This window comes from Leucobacter aridicollis (assembly GCF_024399335.1).
GTDB classification, from domain to species: domain Bacteria; phylum Actinomycetota; class Actinomycetes; order Actinomycetales; family Microbacteriaceae; genus Leucobacter; species Leucobacter aridicollis_A.
The window spans coordinates 1,103,050-1,123,002 of record NZ_CP075339.1 but is presented as its reverse complement, the minus strand read 5'-3'; the positions used below and the strand labels follow the sequence as shown (position 1 = coordinate 1,123,002).

Below are 19,953 nucleotides of genomic sequence, written 5' to 3'. Positions count from 1 at the left end.
GACTAGATCACCTCCGGTGCGAGCGAGACGATCTTCATGAACTTCTTGTCGCGAAGCTCACGGCCAACCGGCCCGAAGATACGGGTGCCGCGGGGCTCCCCGTCTGCCTTCAGGATAACGGCGGCGTTCTCGTCGAAGCTGATGTACGAACCGTCAACGCGACGGGTCGACTTGCGGGTACGAACGATGACGGCCTTGACGACCTCACCCTTCTTCACATTGCCGCCGGGGATCGCGTCCTTGACAGTCGCGACGATGGTGTCGCCGAGACCTGCGTAACGACGTCCTGAGCCCCCGAGGACACGGATGGTAAGCAACTCCTTGGCGCCGGTGTTATCGGCAACCTTGAGTCGGGATTCCTGCTGAATCACTTGCTACTCCTTCAGTCAGTAAGCGCGAGGCGCTTACTTCGCCTTCTCGAGGATCTCGACCAGACGCCAGCGCTTTGAGGCGCTGAGCGGGCGGGTCTCGTGGATGAGTACGAGATCGCCGATGCCGGCGGTGTTCTGCTCGTCGTGGGCCTTCACCTTCGATGAGCGACGCATGACCTTGCCGTAGAGCGGGTGCTTCACGCGGTCCTCGACCTCAACAACGATGGTCTTGTCCATCTTGTCGCTGACGACGTAGCCACGGCGCGCCTTGCGATACGGTCGCTGTTCCTTCTCGACCTCAGCCATTCTTAGGCCTCCTTCGTCTCAGCGGCGGCGGGCGCCTGCTCGGTCTTCTTGGTGGACGACTTCTTTGCAGAAGCCTTCTTCGCGGGCTCAGCTGCCGGGGTGACCCGAATGCCGAGCTCGCGCTCGCGGAGCACGGTGTAGATGCGAGCGATGTCGCGCTTCACCTGACGTACGCGCCCGTGGTTCTCAAGCTGGCCGGTGGCCGACTGGAAACGCAGGTTGAAGAGCTCGGCCTTGGCCTTCTTCAGCTCTTCCGCGAGACGCTCGTTTTCGAAGCTGTCAAGCTCGGTGACAGCCAGTTCCTTGGTTCCGATCGCCATTACGCGTCGCCCTCCTCGCGCTTAATAATGCGGGCCTTGAGGGGGAGCTTGTGGATCGCGCGGGTCAGTGCCTCGCGCGCAAGCTCCTCGTCAACACCTGCGACCTCGAAGAGGACGCGGCCCGGCTTGACATTCGCAACCCACCACTCGGGTGAGCCCTTACCGGAACCCATGCGGGTTTCAGCGGGCTTCTTGGTCAGCGGACGGTCAGGGTAGATGTTGATCCACACCTTGCCGCCACGCTTGATGTGACGCGTCATGGCGATACGAGCGGACTCGATCTGACGGTTCGTCACGTAAGCGGGGCTGAGCGCCTGAATACCGAACTCACCGAAGGTGACGGTGTTGCCACCCTTGGACTGACCGCTGCGGCTCGGGTGATGCTGCTTGCGGTACTTGACTCGACGGGGAATCAGCATGTGTTACTTCTCCGCTCCTGCTGCAGCGGGTGCAGCCTCAGCCTGAGCGCCACGGGGCGCACGGCGGCGATCGCCACGCTCACGAGACGGCTTCTGGTTAGCCTGCTCACGAGCGAGCTCCTTGTTCGTCAGGTCGCCCTTGTAGATCCAGACCTTCACGCCGATGCGACCGAAGGTGGTCTTCGCCTCGTAGAAGCCGTAGTCGATGTTCGCGCGGAGCGTGTGCAGCGGCACGCGACCCTCACGGTAGAACTCCGAGCGGCTCATCTCAGCGCCGCCAAGGCGGCCGGATACCTGAATACGGACACCCTTAGCGCCAGCGCGCTGAGCACCCTGGAGGCCCTTGCGCATTGCGCGACGGAATGCCACACGAGCAGCGAGCTGCTCGGCGATGCCCTGTGCGACGAGCTGAGCGTCAGCCTCGGGGTTCTTCACCTCGAGGATGTTCAGCTGGATCTGCTTGCCGGTGAGCTTCTCGAGGTCAGCGCGGATGCGCTCGGCCTCTGCTCCACGGCGACCGATAACGATGCCGGGGCGAGCAGTGTGGATGTCTACGCGGACGCGGTCGCGGGTGCGCTCGATCTCAACACGCGAGACACCGGCGCGGTCCAGCTGGACCTGCAGGTGCTGGCGGATCTTGATGTCCTCGGCGAGGTAGTCAGCGTAACGCTGGCCCTTCTTCGTCGAGTCCGAGAACCAACGCGACACGTGGTCGGTTGTAATCCCGAGGCGGAAGCCGTAGGGATGAATCTTCTGGCCCATTCCTTAGGCTCCCTTCTGAGCTGCCAGCTCATCAGCGGTCTGAAGAACGACCGTGATGTGGCTTGTGCGCTTGTTGATACGGAACGCGCGGCCCTGTGCACGGGGGCGGAAACGCTTGAGCGTTGCACCCTCATCCACGAATGCGCGTGCAATGACGAGCTCGTCCTCGTTGAGGCGCAGGTTCTCAGCGTCAGCCTTTACACGTGCGTTCGCGATCGCCGAAGCGACGAGCTTGAACACGGGCTCAGCGGCAGCCTGGGGCGCGAACTTCAGGATGGCGAGTGCCTCCTGCGCGTTCTTGCCACGAACCAGGTCAACGACACGACGGGCCTTCTGGGGGGTGATGCGGATATGACGCACGCGTGCGATCGATTCCACCATTTCTCTTCCTCCTCTCGCCACCGCGTTAGCGGCGACGGCCCTTCTTGTCGTCCTTCACGTGGCCACGGAAGGTACGAGTCGGGGCGAACTCGCCCAGCTTGTGTCCAACCATGGTTTCGGTGACGAATACGGGGATGTGCTTCCGACCGTCGTGCACTGCGATGGTGTGGCCCAGCATTGCGGGGATAATCATCGAGCGGCGCGACCAGGTCTTGATCACGTTCTTGGTGCCAGCTTCGTTCTGTACGACCACCTTGTTGAGCAGGTGGTTGTCGACGAAGGGGCCCTTCTTGAGACTACGAGGCATCTTCTATTCTCCTACCTGCCGACTAGCGCTTCTTGCCAGCGTTACGGCGGCGCACAATGAGCTTGTCGCTTTCCTTGTTCGGACGGCGCGTACGGCCTTCCTTCTGGCCCCAGGGGCTCACCGGGTGACGGCCACCCGAGGTGCGGCCTTCGCCACCACCGTGGGGGTGATCCACCGGGTTCATGACGACACCACGCACGGTCGGGCGAACGCCCTTCCAGCGCATACGGCCGGCCTTACCCCAGTTGATGTTCGACTGCTCAGCGTTGCCGACCTCGCCGACGGTCGCGCGGCAGCGCGCGTCAACGTTGCGGATCTCGCCCGAGGGGAGACGCAGCTGTGCGTAGGGGCCATCCTTCGCCACGAGGCGAACCGACGAGCCAGCGGAACGAGCGAGCTTCGCTCCCCCACCGGGCTTCAGCTCAATCGCGTGAATCACAGTACCCGTGGGGATGTTCTTCAGCGGCATGTTGTTGCCGGGCTTGATGTCCGAGCCAGCGCCCGACTCAACGATGTCGCCCTGCTTGAGCTTGTTCGGAGCGATGATGTAACGCTTCGTGCCGTCCTCAAAGTGCAAAAGCGCAATGCGCGCGGTGCGGTTGGGGTCGTACTCGATGTGCGCTACGCGGGCGTTGACGCCGTCCTTGTCATTGCGACGGAAGTCGATGACGCGGTACTGGCGCTTGTGGCCACCACCAATGTGACGAGTCGTGATGCGGCCCTGGTTGTTGCGGCCACCCGTCTTCGGGAGCGGACGCAGCAGCGACTTCTCGGGCGTGGAGCGCGTGATCTCAGCGAAATCAGCAACGCTCGACCCGCGACGACCTGGGGTCGTCGGCTTGTACTTGCGAATTGCCATGTTGTGTTCCTTTTCGCCCCTTCTACAGCGCAGCCGTGAAGATGTCGATGGAGCCCGACTTCAGCGTGACGATGGCGCGCTTGGTGTCCTTGCGCTTGCCGAGGCCAAACTTCGTGCGGCGGGTCTTGCCCTTGCGGTTCAGGGTGTTGATCTTTGCGACCTTCACACCGAATACCGACTCGATGGCGAGCTTGATCTCAGTCTTCGACGCGGTGGGAGCAACCTCGAAGGTGTACTGTCCGTTTGCGTCGATGAGGCCGTAGCTCTTCTCCGAGACGATCGGGCGGATGATGACGTCGTGCGCAGCCTTGTTCATGCTCACTTCGAGTCCTCCTTAACGGCGCGACCCTCGACGAATGCGTCGAAAGCTGCCTTGGTGAAGACGAGATCGTCACTGACGACAACGTCGTAGGCGTTGAGCTGATCGTGGAACAGCACGTGCACGTTCGGAAGGTTCTGAACGCTGAGCACGGTGAGCACGTCTTCGCGGTCGACGACCACGAGCACGCGGTTGCCCGGTGCGACCTGTGCGAGGAACTCGCGTGCGGTCTTGGTGCTCGGCTTGTCGGCGATGCCGAAGCCTTCGACGACGTGCAGGCGGTTCGCGCGTGCGCGGTCCGAAAGCAGGCCAACGAGTGCAGCAGCAATCATCTTCTTGGGGGTGCGCTGCGAGTAATCGCGGGGCACGGGCCCGTGGACGATGCCACCGCCGCGGTGCTGCGGCATGCGGACCGAGCCCTGGCGTGCACGGCCAGTGCCCTTCTGCTTGAACGGCTTGACGCCTGAACCCGAGCGCTCGCCACGGGTCTTGGTCTTGTGCGTACCCTGACGGGCAGCAGCCAGCTGTGCCGTGACCACCTGATGGATCAGCGGAACGTTGGTCTCGGCGCCGAAGATAGCCTCGGGAAGGTCAACCGACCCAGCCTTCTTGCCCTTCGCGTCGAAAACCTCGAGCTTGGTAGCGGTAGCCATGAACTACGCCCCCTTCACTGCGTTGCGGACGAAAACGAGACGACCACGCGCACCGGGAACTGCACCCTTGATCAGGATGAGGCCCTTCTCGGCGTCGATCGCCTGAACGGTGAGGTTCTGCACGGTCACGCGATCGGTACCCATACGGCCTGGCATCTTCTTGCCACGGAAAACGCGACCAGGAGTTGCTGCGCCACCAACCGAACCAGGCTTACGGTGGTTGCGGTGTGCACCGTGCGAAGCGCCAACGCCCTTGAAGTTGTGACGCTTCATAGCGCCCGCGAAGCCCTTACCCTTCGAAGTGCCAACGACGTCGATCTTCTGACCGGCTTCGAAAGCGCCCTCGATGGTGAGCTCCTGGCCGAGGCTGTACTCAGCAGCGTCGGCGGTGCGGATCTCGGTGATGTGGCGGCGCGGCGTCACGCCGGCCTTCTCGAAGTGACCAGCCGAGGGCTGGTTCACCTTGCGGGGATCGATCTGACCCGCGGCGATCTGAACGGCGCTGTAGCCGTCGACCTCGGGGGTGCGGATCTGGGTGACAACGTTAGGCGCCACCTCGATGACGGTAACGGGAACGACCTTGCCGTCCTCGTCCCATACCTGAGTCATGCCGAGCTTGGTGCCCAGGAGACCCTTCACATTACGTACTGCAGTCATGTCTGGATCCCCCCTTAGAGCTTGATCTCGATGTTGACATCGGCCGGGAGATCGAGACGCATGAGCGAATCGACGGCCTTCGGGGTGGGATCGACGATGTCGATCAGGCGCTTGTGCGTGCGCTTCTCAAAGTGCTCGCGGCTGTCCTTGTACTTGTGCGGCGAACGGATCACAGCGATCACGTTCTTTTCCGTGGGGAGCGGCACTGGGCCGATCACGGTTGCGCCCGCGCGGGTGACCGTATCTACGATCTTGCGCGCTGAGCTATCAATGACCTCGTGGTCATACGACTTGAGTCGAATGCGGATCTTCTGTCCCGCCATGACATCTCTACTTTCTACTTGCGTCGTACTCTCGGCTTGTGGCCGACAGCATTGGACGTCTTGCGTACCAGCGCCCTTGGCAGACGGGCACCCTGAAGTGCCTTAGTGCTGGGTCTCTGTTCACCTATCAATTTCTGCACGCACAAAAACGACCGGACTGACGTCTGGTCGCCTCTCGGCGTGCAGGCTGTGTTCGCTGCCCGCGGCCTCACGTCTCGATCAAGTCGAGAAGCAATGCACTACCTGGCAGTGATCCGCATGCACGGAGTACTGAACCTGTCTATTCTGACACAGGGATTCGCGCGGTGCAACCCGGGCGTGTCGCGTGTCGCGGCGTGTCGTCGACTCGGATCGCGGGCATGCTCCGCTCGGCCCGTACGGGGTCTTTACGACTCACGCGTTCGGTATGCGATCGATAGCAACAATGCCAGGATCCTCCCCGCGGGTCAGAGCGAATGCAGATCGCAGACGCACGGCTCCATTCACGCTGAGCGCCCTCCCGGGGCCGGCGAGACCCTGCTCGCGTCTAGACCTTGCGGTACGTGAGGTCGCGGATGTCGCGGCCCTTCTCAATGCCCTTGTTTTCAAATGCCGTGAGCACTCGACCTTCGTAGCGCTCAGCCCACTCCCCCTCGAATGCGCGCTCGAAACCGGGGGCTTCGTCCATGACAACGCGCATATGATCTGCGTAGTTCTGCCAGTCAGTGCCGAGACGCAGCACTCCACCAGGCTGCAATGCCCGGTGGGCGATCCTCGCGAAATCTGCGCTGATGAGTCTGCGCTTGTGGTGCTTGGCCTTCTTCCAGGGGTCTGGGAAGAACACCCAGATCTCTGCGACCGAGCCCGCCGGCAAGTAGTGTTCGAGCAACTCAGGGGCATTCACCTCGGCGAGGCGCAAGTTCGTGAGTCCGGCGTCAGCCGCCCGAATGACCGTTCGTGCGAGACCCGCGCGAAACACCTCAATAGCGAGGAAGTTTGTCTCAGGCCGTGCAGCTGCGGCAGAGAGGATCTGATGGCCCTGACCAGAACCCACCTCTACGATGAGCTCAGCGTCGCGCCCAAAGATCTGAGCCGGGTCCCCGGTCTCCCCCGGCGCGACGCTCGTCGCGGCCGGACCGTGAGCAATCTCGAGCAGGAAGTCGCTTCGCGATTCCTCCCATGCCCGCTCCTGGGATGGCGTCATCCTGCCGCTTCGGCGGACAAACGATACGGGTTTGTCGCGGAATGTCGAGGGGTCAAAGGCTTTGCGCGGCTGCTCAGTCACCCGTCAACGGTAGCCGGGCGCCCCTGAGAGTGCAATTGCGGCGCACGCGTATCCCGACACAGTCACCCTCCGGGGCTACGATGGTGAGACACAGAACGAGTCACAAGGAGTGTGCCGAGATGAAGCGGATCCTGCTGGTAAACGGCCCGAACCTCAACCTGCTCGGCACCCGCGAGCCCGAAATTTACGGCAGTGACACTCTCAAGGACGTTGAACGGCTCGTCATTCGCGTTGCCAAGGAGTACGGAATCGATGTCCGCGCGGTCCAGTCGAACCACGAGGGCGTCATTCTCGACGCGATCCACGAGGCCAGGCACGACTGCTCGGCCATCATCATCAACCCGGCAGGGCTCACCCACACGTCAGTGGTGCTGCGTGACGCGCTCGCAGGCGTACCGCTGCCATTCGCCGAAATTCACATCTCAAACGTGTTCGCCCGCGAAGAGTTCCGCCATCACTCGTTCATCTCGCCGCTCGCAGAGTTCGTCATTACCGGCGCGGGTATCCAAGGCTACGAGTTTGCGGTACGTAGGATCGCGAGCCTACTTGCTCGGTAGCCGCCGCCCTACGGAGCGGTAGGAAACACGTCGAACAGTGCTGGATTGTGGGCGTGCACGAGCACCGCGAACACGACCGCGTCGAACAAGAGGTGCACTGTGACGACGTACGCCAGCGAGCGAGTCCGCACGAAGATGAAACCTTGCACGAGCGCGAATGGGATCGTCAAGATCGGCCCCCAGGCCCTGTAGCCGAGCTCCCACAGAAACGACACGAAGACTACAGCCTGAAGCACATTCGCGGCCCACACCGGGAAGTGCCTCAGCAGCACCGCAAACACTGTGCAGATGAAGAACAGCTCGTCCCAGATTCCGACTGCCCCAACCCCGATGAACAGGCGGGCCGTGAGATCTTGCGTGGTGATCTCCGGCCAGTTCGCGTAGACGCCTGACGAGATGAAGTAGTACGGCAAGATCAACCACCCGAGCACGAGTACGCCACCGAGCCACCCCCAATGGAGCGCACCCCAACGCCGACCGGGAGTTTCGCCGCGCCACGGGAAGCCTGTAGCTCTGTCGCCATAGATGTAGCGGGACACGAGGTAGGGCACTGTCACGGCCCCACCAAGCGCGAGCGTGAACCGCAGCATCGAGAGGGTATCAAGTTCTGCCGCGAGGGGAATCGTGCGCACGATAAGAAGTCCGAGCGCGACCAGTGAGAGGTCGCGCGTGAGCGAAGGCGTCGGGCGCCAGCCCTGCGAGGGGCGACCGGGCCACACCAACACCCTTGACCGAGCGTCAGCTACCCAGGCGGCAACGAGCCCCACGAGCAGGAGGCCCAGCCCGAGCCACGGGAGCTCGGCGACGAAGAACGCCGGCGCCGCGAGCACGACAAGCAGTGCGCCGGCAAGTGGCAGCGCTCGCAGGGTCGGTACGGGGTGTTCGATCACGCCTCCAGCGTAGCCGCTGGGCCCCGCGGTGCCGGTCTCGCAGCGTGCGTCCAAGCGACTGCCGACCCGACCCCGAAGCTCAGGTAGTAGCCGCCGACCCACCAGGCTCCGAGCACGAGCATGCCCGGGTCAAAGAACGCTGCGATAAGCAGCGCCACGCCGAGCGCGGCGACAACCCAGGCTGTGAAGCGAAGCCCGAGGGCAAACCCCAGCGCGAGTGCGATGAGCACAGCCGCGATTGCTGCGGTCGCCAGGCTCCACCCCAGCGATCCCGAGGTCATGCCAGCGACGAGCAGCAGCGCGGGCAGCGCAACCGTGACCGCGCCAAGGATCCGCAACATGAGCCCCTGCGAGAGATCGAGCCCCTTCGATACCCGCCACGGGACAATCACCGCCACCCAGAGCTGCAGCGCGAGGGGAGCAAAGAACGCGCCAACACCACCGATCATCAGTACGACGAACGCCGTGACAACGACGGCGTTTGCGAGACCTACAGGCACGCGCAAGTGGGCCGGTAACACCAGCGGCAGCGCAGAGAGTACGGCGGGGATAAACAGCAGCACTGCAACGCCAAGGGATAGGTCCCGGGCCGCCGTCTCGAGCCACACATTCATGACACCACCGAGTACCGCGACCACCACAGCCGTGACATGCAAGAGGCGCGCGCCGATGGTCTCGTCTGCCTCGTGTTCCTCAGGCAGGCCGAGTTCCTCACGGAACTGTGCCGCGAACGTCTGCGCAGGCCCGAGCCCTGCAAGCGCCTCATTGACGGTTCTGCCGCTGTCGAGCGCCTCCGCCACGTGCGCGCGAACGTCGTCGAGGGCTGCAGCTCGCACATCCGCAGGGGCGTCGGCGAGCGCGCCAAGAAGCTGTTCGAGGTAGGTTTCGGCCCGCGCCGGCAGTGAGTGAGCGTTCATGCGTTTTCCTCCGCATCTGGGCGATCAACAACGTCAGAGATCAGCGTGTCTACTTCGGCGGCAAGTCCCCGCCAGATCCCCGCGAACACGAAAAGGAGCTCTCGGCCCCGATCAGTGATCGCGTAGTAGCGCCGTGGCCGTGTGCCACCGGATTCAGCTGGTTGCTCCCACCGCGTGTCGACTGCCCCGCCCTCACGCATTCGCGCGAGGAGGGGGTACAGGCTCCCTTCGCTCGCGCTCAGCCCCCGTTCCATAAGGGCGTTTGCGAGCTCGAGGCCGTACATGTCACGCTCGGATAACAGCGCGAGCACGCAATATTCGAGCACCCCCTTACGAAGGTTCGTGGCGATGCGGTCAGACGGGGACTCCATGCTGCGACTATATCTTGCGTAACAAGGATTGCAGTGCATGACCAAAACTTTTCCTGTGAGCTTTAGGCCCGAGCACTACGATTTGCGTATGAGCACCGAGGCAGCCACCCATCCAGCTGATTCCCACGACCGCATTCGCGTCTATGGCGCCCGCGAAAACAACCTCAAGAACGTCAGCGTCGAGCTCCCCAAACGGCGCCTGACCGCGTTCACCGGGGTCTCCGGCTCAGGCAAAAGCTCCCTCGTCTTCGCGACAATTGCTGCCGAGTCTCAGCGCCTCATCAACGAGACCTACTCAACGTTTGTGCAGGGGTTCATGCCCACCCTCGCCCGCCCCGACGTAGACCTACTCGACGGAGTGACAACCGCGATCCTCGTCGATCAGCAGCGCATGGGTGCCGATCCGCGCTCCACCGTCGGCACCGCGACCGACGCGAACGCAATGCTCCGCATCCTCTTCAGCCGCCTTGGCACCCCGCACATCGGCCCTGCCAAGGCGTTCTCGTTCAACGTCGCGTCCATCTCAGGCGCAGGCGCGGTCACACTCGAAAAGGGCGGCCGAACCACCAAGGAGCGCCGCTCCTTCAACATCATCGGCGGCATGTGCCCACGCTGCGAGGGCCGCGGCAAGGTGAGCGACTTCGACCTCACCGCGCTCTATGACGCCTCGAAGACCCTCAACGAGGGCGCGCTCACGATCCCGGGCTACTCGATGGATGGCTGGTATGGGCGAATCTTTGGCGGAAACGGCTTCTTCGACGCCGACACCCCGATCAAGGACTTCACTGAGAAGCAGCTCGACGCGCTCCTCTACAAGGAGCCGACAAAGATCAAGGTCGACGGCATCAACGTCACCTACGAGGGGCTCATCCCGAAGATCCAGAAGTCGATGCTTTCGAAGGACCGAGAGGCGATGCAGCCGCACATCCGCGCATTCGTGGACCGAGCGATCACATTCGATACCTGCCCAGAGTGCGACGGTACGCGGCTCACCGAGCTCGCGCGCTCCTCGAAGATCAACGGCATCTCGATCGCGGACGCCTGCATGATGCAAATCTCGGACCTCGCGGAGTGGGTGCGCGGGCTCGAGGACACGTCCGTCGCGCCGCTCCTCGCAAACCTCGCCGACACCCTCGACTCGTTCGTCGAGATCGGGCTCGGCTACCTCTCGCTCGACAGGCCCGCAGGCACGCTGTCCGGCGGCGAGTCGCAGCGCACCAAGATGATCCGCCACCTCGGTTCGAGCCTCACCGACGTCACCTACATCTTCGACGAGCCATCGATCGGCCTCCACCCACACGACATCCAGCGCATGAACGGGCTCCTGCTCAGGCTACGCGACAAGGGCAACACGGTGCTCGTAGTCGAGCACAAGCCAGAGATGATCAGGATCGCCGACCACGTCGTCGACCTCGGCCCCGCAGCGGGCGCCGCGGGCGGCGAGATCTGCTTCGAGGGCACCGTCGAGGAGCTCGCCATTTCTGACACCGTCACTGGCAGGCACTTCGGCGACCGCGCCTCGCTAAAAGAATCCGTCCGCAAGGCGACCGGCGCGATTGAAGTACGGGGTGCGAACCGCAACAACCTTCGCGACGTCGACGTCGACGTGCCTCTCGGCGTGCTGTGCGCGATCACTGGCGTCGCGGGCTCCGGCAAGTCCTCGCTCATCCACGGCTACGTCTCGGGCCGTGAGGGTGTCATCGCTGTTGACCAGTCCCCCATCAAGGGTTCCCGCAGGTCAAACCCCGCCACCTACACCGGAGTGCTCGACCCGATCCGAACCGCATTCGCGAAGGCGAACGGCGTGAAACCGGCACTGTTCTCGGCGAACTCCGAGGGCGCCTGCCCGGTCTGCAAGGGCGCCGGCGTCATCTACACAGACCTCGTTGTGATGGCCGGCGTCGCGACGCCGTGCGACGAGTGCGAGGGCCGGCGCTACCAGGCCGAGGTGCTGCAGTACCGCCTGGGAGGGAGCGAGGGCGAGGGCGGCAAGAACATCGCCGAGCTCCTCGAGATGTCAATCACCGACGCCCACGACTTCCTCGCTGGGACCTCCTCCGCCGGTGCGAGCGCGAAGGTACCCAAGGCCGCGAAGATCCTCGCTCGCCTCGTCGACGTCGGTGTGGGCTACCTCACCCTCGGCCAGCCGCTCACCACACTCTCCGGCGGCGAGCGCCAGCGCGTGAAGCTCGCGATCGCGATGGCAGAGGACGCTGGCGTCTATGTGCTCGACGAGCCCACAACGGGCCTACACCTCGCTGACGTCGAGCAGCTACTCGGCGTGCTCGACAGACTCGTGGACTCAGGCAAGAGTGTCGTGGTTATCGAACATCACCAGGCTGTGATGGCGCACGCCGACTGGATCATCGACATCGGGCCTGGAGCAGGCCAGGACGGCGGAACTGTCGTCTTCGAAGGCACACCCGCGGACCTGGTTGAAGCGAAGTCGACCCTCACGGGCGAGCACCTCGCAGAGTACGTCGGCTAGGGCAGGGCCTGCCCCAACCCCAACTTGGCTCCGGCCCCGGCCCTGCTCCCGGGCCCTGCTCTCCGGCCCTACCCAACCCCAGGCAGTTGGCACTAGTGGTCGCTGCAAGCGCCGGCAAACGACCACAACTGCCAACTCAGGGGCAGAAGGTGGGCATGAGGGCAGGGCCGGGGGCAAGATACCTCCCCCGGTCCAACTCTCACTCGCCCGGGTTGGCACCAGTGGTCGTTCTGGGTGCCCGCAAGCGGCCACAACTGCCAACTCCCTGGCTGGCACCGCCACAACTGCCAACTCCCTGGCTGGCACCGCCATGGCAGGCACCGCCATGACTGGCATCTCAGGACCACGAGAGCTACCGGGCTCAGCGCTCTGCCGCGGCGAGGGCATCCGCAACCTGCCGCACCATCTCACCGCTGTTGGTGTACAACATGGCCGCGGTCACCCTGATGATGCGCCATCCTGACTCGGCGTAAGCCTGATACTTGTCGATGTCGCGGTTCCACTGTCGCTGGTCGACGCGGTGGTGGTCGCTCTCGTACTCGATTGCAAGTCGGCTGTCCGGATACGCGAGCTCGCTCCGCCCAAGGAAGCCGCCGCTCGCGTCCCGCACATTGACATCGAGCTCAGGCTCAGGCAGGCCAGCAGCGTGAAGCGCCAGTCGCAGCTGAGTCTCGGGCGGAGAGGCACTGCCAACGCGCACGAGCGAGAGCGCCTCCCTGAGCAGCCGCGCCCTGGGCCTGCCTGGAACGCTTGCGGCCGCGTCAAGCGCGATCAGCGCGTCCCGCCCGAAGCGCGAAGCGTTCACGATCGCGTCGCCGAGTACAACAAGTTCTTCCCTGCTGAGCCAGCGGCCGAGCATCGCCCACGTCGTCGATGGACTGGTCGTGCGCAGCCCCGAGGACGACTGCAGCGCGACGAGCCCTGGCCGAACTTGGACGCCCCGGATGCCCCGCACTCTCGGGGCGCGGGCGGGATACAGCCGCCCCACCTCGAGATCTTGAGCGGGCTTGAGCTCAACGGGGAGCCCTAGGATCACCGCAGCCGTTCTGCCGCAAAAGAAGGCTCCATCGGACGCGATCAGGCTATAGAGCCTGGCCCGCTCGAGGTGCTCGATCCTCCGCCTGGCAAGCGGATGAGCAGCGCTCGCGTGACCGGCGGAAACGTGCCCGATCGGCCCCGGCTGCGACACTCGGAGCGGATCAACGCGCTTCTTCCGCACGCCTCGGAACGGCGCCTCAAGGTCAGCATTTCGCAGGCGTCGAGGAGAGACGCCAGCAGCGATCGCATCCGACCGCAGAAACGCGTCGCCGAGGTCTACTGGCAGCTGGCGTGCGGGCCTGTTCATGTCTCAAGGATTGCGGCGACCCCCGCGCGTAGCGACCGCATCGTGCGATCTGTGGACAACTGCCGCGCAGCGCCAGACGTCGATAGCTCCTGTCAGCGCGCCAGGCTCGCGCACCGCACACAGCGTGTCGCGAACGGGCGAACTTCGAGCCGCTCGACAGGAATCTGCCTGCCGCAGCTCTCGCACACTCCGTAGTCTCCTGCAGCCCATCGCTCGAGCGCCCCGTCAACCTCGGCGAGTTCGGCGCGCGCCGCATCGTCGTCTGTGCCAGCGGCTGTCCCCACGGCTACTCCTCCGTGGAGGGGTCGCCGGGCGCCATTTCGTTCAGTGCCCAGATGATCCTGTAGAGCTCCCCGATCGCATGCGGCCGAGGTACGAGGCGCACTCGTACCAGGTTGGCGCGCTCCGAGCCTTCCTCGGGGTATGGCTCGGCGATCTCGATCGCGCCCGCCGCGAGCATGAAACCGAAGCGTTCGTTGAGCTCGACAAGCTGTGCCGCGGTCGGAGCAGTACGAACGTACAGCAGCAGCGTGTCCCGTTCTCCGGGCACGTTGGTCGGGAACCACCGCAGGTCTGTGTAATTACTCCAGAAGCCGTGCACGTGCCCGACGGCGGCGTCGGCAGAGTCCGTGATGAGCACGCGGTCGAGGTCGCCCGGGGTGACGAAGCCGCCACGCTCGAGCTCGTTGAGCACGAAGCTTTTGAACCCGCTCCAGTAGGTACCGCCAGGCCTGTCGAGCAGCACGATCGGCACGGGCACCATTTTTCCTGTCTGCTGCAGGGTGAGAAGCTCAAAGGTCTCGTCCATCGTGCCAAACCCGCCGGGCAGGCAAATGAACGCGCTCGATTCCTTGACGAGCATGAGCTTTCGCGTGAAGAAGTACTTCATTGCCACGTGCCGTTCGTCGTTCGCGACGAACGCGTTCGGCTCTTCCTCGAAGGGCAGCCGGATCGAGACCCCGAGCGAGTGCTCGGCGCCTGCCCCGATCGCGGCGGCCTCCATAATTCCGGGACCGGCGCCCGTCACGACCATCCAGTTGTCATCCGAGAGCGCCCTCGCGCTCGCCTCGGCAGCGGTGTAGAGCAGGTCGCCAGGCTGCGTCCGCGCGGACCCGAAGATCGTCGCTTTCCGCACACCTGTGTAGGGGGCGAACAAGGCGAAGGCTTCCCGCATCTCTTCGAGTGCCGCGGCGGAGATCTTCAGATCCAACCGTGAAGCGTCGTCTGAGGACAGCCCGAGGCCGGCCTCAACGATCCTCCGAACCAGCCCCCGCTGCTGCGTCACCCCGGCCACCTTAAGAAGGGCGTCCACGGCTTCCCTGGTCTGGGCACTCGCTGCGGCTGTCATACCCCCAGTTTAGAAGTTCGATGGGGTCGGCGCGCTAGGCTACGTCCATGCCCAGCAGGCGGACGCACATCGCACCTCACGCCCCAGGCGGCCAACTCGCCGCGGCCCTCACCGCGCTCAGGGAGGCGGGCGGGATCGTCGACGCGTTCCCGCCCGAGGCACTCGCCGAGGCCGTCTCAGCCACGCCGCCCACCCCAGAGCTCGACCTCCGCGATATCGGGTTCGTGACGCTCGACCCGGCAGAGTCGCGAGACCTCGACCAGGCGTTCCATATCGAGCGGCGCACAGGCGGCGGGTTCGTCATACGCTACGCGATCGCCGACGTTCCGGGCTTCGTCGCGGCGGGTGGCGCGCTCGACGCCGAAGCGCGACGCCGCGGTCAGACGCTGTACCTCCCAGACGGCTCGGTGCCGTTGCATCCGAGAGAGCTCAGCGAGGGTCGCGCCTCGCTCCTGCCGAATGAGGAGCGCACAGCGTTCGTGTGGACGATCGAGCTCGATACCGATGGCCGCGCTGCGTTCGACGGAGCAGCGGTCTCCCCCGCGCGGGTGGAGCGTGCGCTCATCCGATCCTGCGCGAAACTCGACTACGTTTCGGCCCAGCTCACACTCGATTCGGGTGCCGCGGGCTCCGGCCCTGCTGCGGAGGCTCTCACGCTACTCCGGGAGGTCGGCGAGCTGCGCATCAGCTGCGAACGGGCGCGCGGCGGCGCGAGCCTGAACATGCCCGAGGAGGAGGTCCTCCGCGACAACAGTGGCTACCGGATCGAGCGCCGGTTCCCGCTCCGGGTGGAGGAGTGGAACGCACAGTTGTCGCTCCTCACCGGGATGGCGGCGGGCAGGATCATGCTCGACGGCGGAATCGGGATCCTCCGAACGATGCCGTCGCCAGATGCGACGGCGCTCGCTGAGTTTCACGACAGGATCGCGGCTCTCGGCCTTCCCTGGCCTGCCGGTATCGAGTATGGCGAGTACCTGCGCTCAGTCCCTGCCGGAACGCCGGCTGGGGCCGCCGTGCTGCACGCCGCGGCGAGTCTCTTCCGGGGCGCCGACTATGCGGCGTTTGGGGTCACCCACGATGGGGAGCGGCTCGCGCCGCCCGAACGTCCAGAGCAAGCAGCGATCGCCGCGCCCTACGCGCACGTGACTGCGCCGCTGAGGCGACTCGTCGACAGGTGGGGCCTGGTGATCTGTGAGGCGCTCTGTGCTGGGCGCGAGGTGCCCGAATGGGCCAGTTCGAGTCTTGGCGAGGTACCTGGACTCATGCGGTCGTCGTCCTCGCTCGCCGGCAGGCTCGGTTCCGAGGCGCTCGACAGGATCGAGGCAGCGCTGCTCCGCGACCGGGCAGGCGAGGAATTCGACGCCGTCGTGCTCGAGGCCCGGGGCGGCGGCGCACGCGTGCAGATCGTCGACCCCGCGGTCACCGCCAGAGTGCCGAACACGGGCGGAGCGCTCAGTGCTGGGCGCCACGCCCGCGTCAGGGTCGTGAGTGCGGAGATTGCGACGGGGACGATCGAACTCGCCGTCGCGTGAGGTGCGATCTCGGTTACTCGAACCTTGTCGCGGCGAGCGGCAGCTCGCTCCGCACGGAGCGGAACACGACGAGGATCGCGGCGGCCGCGAGCGCGAGGCAGATCCCGATCAGCCCGAGATAGCTCGCATCGGGCAGCGTCACACCTCTGTCGCCGCCGCTCAGGGCGACAACGACAGCCCACGCCGTGAGAAAGCCGAGCCCGATCGTGAGTAGAAAGACTGCCGCAAGCGGGAGCGCGGTCTCGACGACGATCATCCGCCTGAGCGTTGCCGCCGGCATTCCGCTCAGTCGCAGCAGGCCGAGCTGGCGGCGCCGGTCGATCATGCCAGCGACTGTCGAGACCGACAGGGAGATCGCCGAAATGAGCGTGGCGATCAGGATCCCGATCCAGGCGAGGCTGACGTACTGGCGCGCGAACCGGGTCGCCCCGGCATCGGTGCTCTCTACCCGCGTCGCGGGAAGCCCCGCAAGCGTGAGGCCGCTCGTGGTGATCGCGGTCCGCGCTCGTTCGAGCGATCCGGGCCGATCGTCGGTGAGCACCGCCACGAGCGTCGGTGTTGCTGTCGCGGCGGCGGCCTCGGTCATCGCTGCGGTATAGACGTCGCGACCGATCGCGAATGGGTTGAAGTACGGCTGCTCCAGCCACAGCCACTCAGCGGTTCCCGGATCGAGTCCAAGCGCACGGGCATCCTCGCCGGAGAGGACAAAGCCGCCATCGAGCAGTTCGCCGTCAACGCCCGCGGGCGTCGCTTCTGGGTGGGAGGCTCCTGCAGGTTCGCTCTCACCGCCGAGGGAGGTGTTCTCCCCTTCATACCAACCGACTCGCACAATGCGTTCAACGCCAGGGGTCTCAGCCACCCGCGCGAGGCCAGCCTCTTGCGCAGCCGGATCGGCGTCGACGGCGACGTTTGCGACGAGCGTCTCGGCTCGCACGAGTTCGGTCGCCGGCACGTCGGCGACTTCGTCTACGATCTCGGTCGTCGTTGCGACGGCAAACACTGTGACAACAAACACCGCAAGCACGAGGCCGCTCACTGACCTGAACGTCGCTCGCGGGTGGCGGGCAATCCTGCGCATGGCGAGCACTCCTGCGGCACCGTTCGCTCGGCGAGCTCCGAAGCCGCTGACTGTCGCCGCGAGCCACGGGCCTGCGAGCACGAGCCCAGTAGTCACGAGGACGAACCCGGCGAGGATTGTGATGTCGGGGACCCGCACATCAAGCCCCGAGGACGTCACGACTGCCGGCGTCGCGATCACAATCGCGCCGAGCATGAGTGGAACAAGCGACAACCATCTGGCCGGGCGCTCATGTTGCTCGCGGCTCCCGCCGAGCGGGCCGAGCCCTGTCCGAAGGGCTGTGACAAATGCGACGATGCCTGCAAGCGCCGCTGTGCCAAGCGCTGCGACGATCATCGCCCAAGACGGAACTGCGAGGTCGCTGACGAAGAATCGAGAGCCTTCGATCTCGACGAGCGCCGCGAGCGGGCGAACGGCAAAAAAGAGCCCGACGCCGGCAAGTGCGCCGACGATTGCCGGTGCGACTGCTTCGAGCGCTGCGAGCACGGCGACAAGGCGCGGCGAAGCGCCGATAAGTCGGATCGTTGAGAAGCGTTCCGTACGCGCGGCTTGTCCAAGCTTCGTGACGATCGAGATAAGCACCACGACCGGGAAGAGCACGGCGACCCCACCTATGATCGCGATCATTGCGTAGGCGGGAGTCGGAAACCTCACGCCCGAGAGGTCAGCGTGCAGGCTCGCGCCGAGCATCGGTTCCACAGCGGCCGCCTCGGTGCCGACGATTGCGAGCATACTGTCGGGGCCGAGCAGCGCATCTGGGCCGATGATTCCAATCCGAGTGCCGAAGCGGTCTCCGAGCTCGTCGGCAGGCGCGGCGTCGATGAGCTCGGCGAGCGCTGGCGAGGCGTAGTACTCCCCCGGCTGCGGGGCGCGTTCAACCCCGGGGACCGCGACGGTCGAGTTTGCCGTCGCCGCGATAGACACCCGCGTGATCGCTTCACAATCGTAGAAGTCTCCGGGGGCGCCGAGCATGCCGCTCGGCGCGACCCACACTGTGTCGTCGCCGAACTCAAGGTCGGCGATCTGACCTGTTTTGAAGGCGCTATCAAGCGGCCAGGTCGAGCGAGCACTCCGGTCCCCGAGCGCCTGGTAAGCGGCGATCACGAGGAGCAGGAGCGCGACGCCGACAGCAACACCGGCCGCGATTCCGACGAGGCGCTTCACGCCACCGCGCTCGCGCGAAGCGAGCACCCAACCGACGATGACCGCCCTCATCGCGCGAGCCCCGATAGCTTGCCGTCGCGCACGACGACCTCGCGGTCTGCATATGCGGCGGTGCGGGCATCGTGAGTCACGAGCACGACCGTTGTTCCCGAAGCGCGCGAGAGCTCCGTGAGGGTGAGCATCACCTGCTCGGCAGACAGCGAATCGAGTGCACCCGTCGGCTCGTCGGCAAAGATCACCTTTGGGGCCGTCACGAGTGCTCTGGCAATCGCGACGCGCTGTCCCTGCCCACCCGAGAGTTCTGACGGCAGCTTCTGCACGTGCTCGTCGAGGCCGAGCCGTTCGAGCCACCGGCGTGCCTGACGCAACGCGATCTTGCGCGGCTGCCCAGAGAGGAGCAGCGGGAGCGACACGTTGTCGACAGCGCTGAGATCTGGCAGCAGCTGCCCAAACTGAAAGATGAAGCCGAACTCCGAGAGCCTGAGCTTCGCCCGCGCTGCCTCGCCGAGCCCGCTCAGCTCCGAGGTCTCGCTCGTTGCGGGGTCGCGATAGATTGCTGTCCCGTCGTCGGGTGTGAGCACGCCAGCGAGAATATGCAACAGCGTTGACTTCCCTGATCCAGAGGGCCCCATGATCGCCAGGATCTCGCCCTGCGCGACATCGAGGTCGACACCGCGGAGCGCGACGTCCATGCCGAAGGACCGCTCAATGCCGCGAACGCTGAGCACGGGGTTCATCGCGCCACCGCCGCCCGCAGTTCGCCAAGACGCGCTGAGGTGAGCTCGATCCAACGGAGGTCGGCCTCGATGTGAAACAGGGCGTGGTCGCAGACGAGCACCGTCGCGAGGTCGGCCCCAAGCTTGCGCCTCGTCAGCTCGCGCATCCGCTCAAGGTGTTCTGCTCGTTGGATGTCGAGCAGTCGGGCGGCATCATCTTCGAGCAGCAGCGCGATGATCGTCTTCGCGAACAAGTTGCTCTGCAGCGCCGGCGATGGGGTGTCGGCCGAAAACAGCCAATCCTCGAGCTCGGCGCGACCTGTGGCTGTGATCTCGTAGCGTTTGCGATCGGGGCCGCCGCCCGCCTCATCGCCGAGCAGCGCAATGAAACCGTGCTTCATGAGTCGTGCGAGCGTCGCGTACACCTGGCCGAATGCGAGGGGTTTCTCGGCCCCGAAGTGCCTGTCGTAGTCGTGCTTCAGGTCGTAGCCGTAACCGGAGCCGGTTCCGAGCAGCCCGAGAAGGGCGTGTGAGGAGTCCATCGTTGCCATACACCGAGCGTATACACGGAGTGTATAGATGCGCAAGTCGTGACTTTCGACTGCC

General features: G+C 64.9%; 25 protein-coding genes. 3 read left to right on the top strand and 22 right to left on the bottom strand.

The window, feature by feature from the left end; genetic code table 11:
- Positions 1-2: 2 nt before the first annotated feature.
- From rplN to trmB, 13 genes are all read right to left on the bottom strand, one after another.
- Entirely contained in the window at positions 3-371 is a 369-nt protein-coding gene (gene rplN / locus KI794_RS05020) for a 50S ribosomal protein L14 (protein WP_059063306.1), read from the bottom strand.
- Between the two features lie 33 nt (positions 372-404).
- Entirely contained in the window at positions 405-677 is a 273-nt protein-coding gene (rpsQ, locus tag KI794_RS05015; RefSeq protein ID WP_119281520.1) for a 30S ribosomal protein S17, read from the bottom strand.
- Positions 678-679: 2 nt separating this feature from the next.
- A complete protein-coding gene (gene rpmC, locus KI794_RS05010; RefSeq protein ID WP_119281521.1) occupies positions 680-997 on the bottom strand; it encodes a 50S ribosomal protein L29 in 318 nt (105 codons plus the stop codon).
- Positions 997-1,416 (bottom strand): 50S ribosomal protein L16, encoded by a 420-nt coding sequence (gene rplP, locus KI794_RS05005; protein WP_119281522.1) that lies wholly within the window; start codon positions 1,414-1,416, stop codon positions 997-999. Before rplP ends, rpmC begins: the two co-directional genes overlap by 1 nt.
- A gap of 3 nt (positions 1,417-1,419) precedes the next feature.
- A complete protein-coding gene (gene rpsC / locus KI794_RS05000) occupies positions 1,420-2,178 on the bottom strand; it encodes a 30S ribosomal protein S3 (protein WP_042544411.1) in 759 nt (252 codons plus the stop codon).
- A gap of 3 nt (positions 2,179-2,181) precedes the next feature.
- On the bottom strand, positions 2,182-2,559 hold the full coding sequence (rplV, locus tag KI794_RS04995; RefSeq protein ID WP_119281523.1) for a 50S ribosomal protein L22: 378 nt from the start codon (positions 2,557-2,559) through the stop codon (positions 2,182-2,184).
- 25 nt (positions 2,560-2,584) lie between these two features.
- A complete protein-coding gene (gene rpsS, locus KI794_RS04990; protein ID WP_025133706.1) occupies positions 2,585-2,866 on the bottom strand; it encodes a 30S ribosomal protein S19 in 282 nt (93 codons plus the stop codon).
- Positions 2,867-2,888: 22 nt separating this feature from the next.
- Positions 2,889-3,725, bottom strand: a complete 837-nt coding sequence (gene rplB, locus KI794_RS04985; protein ID WP_119281524.1) for a 50S ribosomal protein L2 — start codon at positions 3,723-3,725, stop codon at positions 2,889-2,891.
- 22 nt (positions 3,726-3,747) lie between these two features.
- Positions 3,748-4,041 (bottom strand): 50S ribosomal protein L23, encoded by a 294-nt coding sequence (rplW, locus tag KI794_RS04980; RefSeq protein ID WP_183075415.1) that lies wholly within the window; start codon positions 4,039-4,041, stop codon positions 3,748-3,750.
- A gap of 2 nt (positions 4,042-4,043) precedes the next feature.
- Positions 4,044-4,697 carry a 50S ribosomal protein L4 gene (gene rplD, locus KI794_RS04975; RefSeq protein WP_119281526.1) on the bottom strand — a complete coding sequence of 218 codons (654 nt, stop codon included), beginning with the start codon at positions 4,695-4,697 and terminating at the stop codon, positions 4,044-4,046.
- A 3-nt stretch (positions 4,698-4,700) separates the two neighbouring features.
- Positions 4,701-5,354 carry a 50S ribosomal protein L3 gene (gene rplC, locus KI794_RS04970; RefSeq protein ID WP_119281527.1) on the bottom strand — a complete coding sequence of 218 codons (654 nt, stop codon included), beginning with the start codon at positions 5,352-5,354 and terminating at the stop codon, positions 4,701-4,703.
- Between the two features lie 14 nt (positions 5,355-5,368).
- On the bottom strand, positions 5,369-5,677 hold the full coding sequence (rpsJ, locus tag KI794_RS04965; protein WP_010156393.1) for a 30S ribosomal protein S10: 309 nt from the start codon (positions 5,675-5,677) through the stop codon (positions 5,369-5,371).
- Positions 5,678-6,203: 526 nt separating this feature from the next.
- Positions 6,204-6,941 (bottom strand): tRNA (guanosine(46)-N7)-methyltransferase TrmB, encoded by a 738-nt coding sequence (gene trmB, locus KI794_RS04960; RefSeq protein ID WP_119281528.1) that lies wholly within the window; start codon positions 6,939-6,941, stop codon positions 6,204-6,206.
- Between the two features lie 119 nt (positions 6,942-7,060).
- Between trmB and aroQ the strand changes: the two genes are divergently transcribed.
- Entirely contained in the window at positions 7,061-7,498 is a 438-nt protein-coding gene (aroQ, locus tag KI794_RS04955) for a type II 3-dehydroquinate dehydratase (RefSeq protein WP_119281529.1), read from the top strand.
- Between the two features lie 8 nt (positions 7,499-7,506).
- On the opposite strand, the gene KI794_RS04950 is transcribed toward aroQ, so the two are convergent.
- Genes KI794_RS04950 through KI794_RS04940 form a run of 3 tightly spaced genes read right to left on the bottom strand, consistent with a single transcriptional unit; the run spans position 7,507 to position 9,676 of the window.
- Positions 7,507-8,388: a CPBP family intramembrane glutamic endopeptidase gene (locus KI794_RS04950; protein WP_119281591.1), complete on the bottom strand. Its 882-nt coding sequence runs from the start codon at positions 8,386-8,388 to the stop codon at positions 7,507-7,509.
- Positions 8,385-9,305, bottom strand: a complete 921-nt coding sequence (locus KI794_RS04945; RefSeq protein ID WP_119281530.1) for an HAAS signaling domain-containing protein — start codon at positions 9,303-9,305, stop codon at positions 8,385-8,387. Before KI794_RS04945 ends, KI794_RS04950 begins: the two co-directional genes overlap by 4 nt.
- Positions 9,302-9,676, bottom strand: a complete 375-nt coding sequence (locus KI794_RS04940) for a PadR family transcriptional regulator (RefSeq protein ID WP_119281531.1) — start codon at positions 9,674-9,676, stop codon at positions 9,302-9,304. The genes KI794_RS04945 and KI794_RS04940 overlap by 4 nt, the downstream gene beginning before the upstream one ends.
- Positions 9,677-9,764: 88 nt before the next feature.
- Between KI794_RS04940 and KI794_RS04935 the strand changes: the two genes are divergently transcribed.
- Positions 9,765-12,164 carry an ATP-binding cassette domain-containing protein gene (locus tag KI794_RS04935; RefSeq protein WP_255809734.1) on the top strand — a complete coding sequence of 800 codons (2,400 nt, stop codon included), beginning with the start codon at positions 9,765-9,767 and terminating at the stop codon, positions 12,162-12,164.
- 361 nt (positions 12,165-12,525) lie between these two features.
- Here KI794_RS04935 and KI794_RS04930 read toward each other — a convergent pair whose 3' ends face one another.
- The 3 genes from KI794_RS04930 to KI794_RS04920 form a co-directional block, all read right to left on the bottom strand.
- Entirely contained in the window at positions 12,526-13,509 is a 984-nt protein-coding gene (locus KI794_RS04930) for a hypothetical protein (protein WP_255809353.1), read from the bottom strand.
- Positions 13,510-13,601: 92 nt separating this feature from the next.
- Positions 13,602-13,793 carry a TraR/DksA family transcriptional regulator gene (locus KI794_RS04925; protein WP_370647860.1) on the bottom strand — a complete coding sequence of 64 codons (192 nt, stop codon included), beginning with the start codon at positions 13,791-13,793 and terminating at the stop codon, positions 13,602-13,604.
- Between the two features lie 2 nt (positions 13,794-13,795).
- Complete coding sequence (locus tag KI794_RS04920; protein ID WP_119281534.1) at positions 13,796-14,857, bottom strand: LOG family protein; 1,062 nt, start codon at positions 14,855-14,857, stop codon at positions 13,796-13,798.
- Between the two features lie 47 nt (positions 14,858-14,904).
- Here KI794_RS04920 and KI794_RS04915 point away from each other — a divergent pair, with 47 nt between their 5' ends.
- Positions 14,905-16,389, top strand: a complete 1,485-nt coding sequence (locus KI794_RS04915; RefSeq protein ID WP_255809352.1) for an RNB domain-containing ribonuclease — start codon at positions 14,905-14,907, stop codon at positions 16,387-16,389.
- A gap of 13 nt (positions 16,390-16,402) precedes the next feature.
- Here the strand turns inward: KI794_RS04915 and KI794_RS04910 are convergent, their stop codons facing one another.
- From KI794_RS04910 to KI794_RS04900, 3 genes are read right to left on the bottom strand one after another with little or no spacing between them, the layout of a single operon-like run.
- Positions 16,403-18,682, bottom strand: a complete 2,280-nt coding sequence (locus tag KI794_RS04910; protein WP_255809351.1) for an FtsX-like permease family protein — start codon at positions 18,680-18,682, stop codon at positions 16,403-16,405.
- A complete protein-coding gene (locus tag KI794_RS04905) occupies positions 18,679-19,368 on the bottom strand; it encodes an ABC transporter ATP-binding protein (RefSeq protein ID WP_255809349.1) in 690 nt (229 codons plus the stop codon). Before KI794_RS04905 ends, KI794_RS04910 begins: the two co-directional genes overlap by 4 nt.
- Positions 19,365-19,898, bottom strand: a complete 534-nt coding sequence (locus KI794_RS04900) for a PadR family transcriptional regulator (protein ID WP_255809347.1) — start codon at positions 19,896-19,898, stop codon at positions 19,365-19,367. Before KI794_RS04900 ends, KI794_RS04905 begins: the two co-directional genes overlap by 4 nt.
- Between the last annotated feature and the right edge of the window lie 55 nt (positions 19,899-19,953).

Coding starts and splice junctions, on each gene's coding strand:
- rpsQ (WP_119281520.1), bottom strand. CDS start 677: ATGGCTGAGGTCGAGAAGGAACAGCGACCGTATCGCAAGGCGCGCCGT.
- rpmC (WP_119281521.1), bottom strand. CDS start 997: ATGGCGATCGGAACCAAGGAACTGGCTGTCACCGAGCTTGACAGCTTC.
- rplP (WP_119281522.1), bottom strand. CDS start 1,416: ATGCTGATTCCCCGTCGAGTCAAGTACCGCAAGCAGCATCACCCGAGC.
- rpsC (WP_042544411.1), bottom strand. CDS start 2,178: ATGGGCCAGAAGATTCATCCCTACGGCTTCCGCCTCGGGATTACAACC.
- rplV (WP_119281523.1), bottom strand. CDS start 2,559: ATGGTGGAATCGATCGCACGCGTGCGTCATATCCGCATCACCCCCCAG.
- rpsS (WP_025133706.1), bottom strand. CDS start 2,866: ATGCCTCGTAGTCTCAAGAAGGGCCCCTTCGTCGACAACCACCTGCTC.
- rplB (WP_119281524.1), bottom strand. CDS start 3,725: ATGGCAATTCGCAAGTACAAGCCGACGACCCCAGGTCGTCGCGGGTCG.
- rplW (WP_183075415.1), bottom strand. CDS start 4,041: ATGAACAAGGCTGCGCACGACGTCATCATCCGCCCGATCGTCTCGGAG.
- rplD (WP_119281526.1), bottom strand. CDS start 4,697: ATGGCTACCGCTACCAAGCTCGAGGTTTTCGACGCGAAGGGCAAGAAG.
- rplC (WP_119281527.1), bottom strand. CDS start 5,354: ATGACTGCAGTACGTAATGTGAAGGGTCTCCTGGGCACCAAGCTCGGC.
- rpsJ (WP_010156393.1), bottom strand. CDS start 5,677: ATGGCGGGACAGAAGATCCGCATTCGACTCAAGTCGTATGACCACGAG.
- aroQ (WP_119281529.1), top strand. CDS start 7,061: ATGAAGCGGATCCTGCTGGTAAACGGCCCGAACCTCAACCTGCTCGGC.
- KI794_RS04945 (WP_119281530.1), bottom strand. CDS start 9,305: ATGAACGCTCACTCACTGCCGGCGCGGGCCGAAACCTACCTCGAACAG.
- KI794_RS04940 (WP_119281531.1), bottom strand. CDS start 9,676: ATGGAGTCCCCGTCTGACCGCATCGCCACGAACCTTCGTAAGGGGGTG.
- KI794_RS04935 (WP_255809734.1), top strand. CDS start 9,765: ATGAGCACCGAGGCAGCCACCCATCCAGCTGATTCCCACGACCGCATT.
- KI794_RS04930 (WP_255809353.1), bottom strand. CDS start 13,509: ATGAACAGGCCCGCACGCCAGCTGCCAGTAGACCTCGGCGACGCGTTT.
- KI794_RS04920 (WP_119281534.1), bottom strand. CDS start 14,857: ATGACAGCCGCAGCGAGTGCCCAGACCAGGGAAGCCGTGGACGCCCTT.
- KI794_RS04915 (WP_255809352.1), top strand. CDS start 14,905: ATGCCCAGCAGGCGGACGCACATCGCACCTCACGCCCCAGGCGGCCAA.
- KI794_RS04910 (WP_255809351.1), bottom strand. CDS start 18,682: ATGAGGGCGGTCATCGTCGGTTGGGTGCTCGCTTCGCGCGAGCGCGGT.
- KI794_RS04905 (WP_255809349.1), bottom strand. CDS start 19,368: ATGAACCCCGTGCTCAGCGTTCGCGGCATTGAGCGGTCCTTCGGCATG.
- KI794_RS04900 (WP_255809347.1), bottom strand. CDS start 19,898: ATGGCAACGATGGACTCCTCACACGCCCTTCTCGGGCTGCTCGGAACC.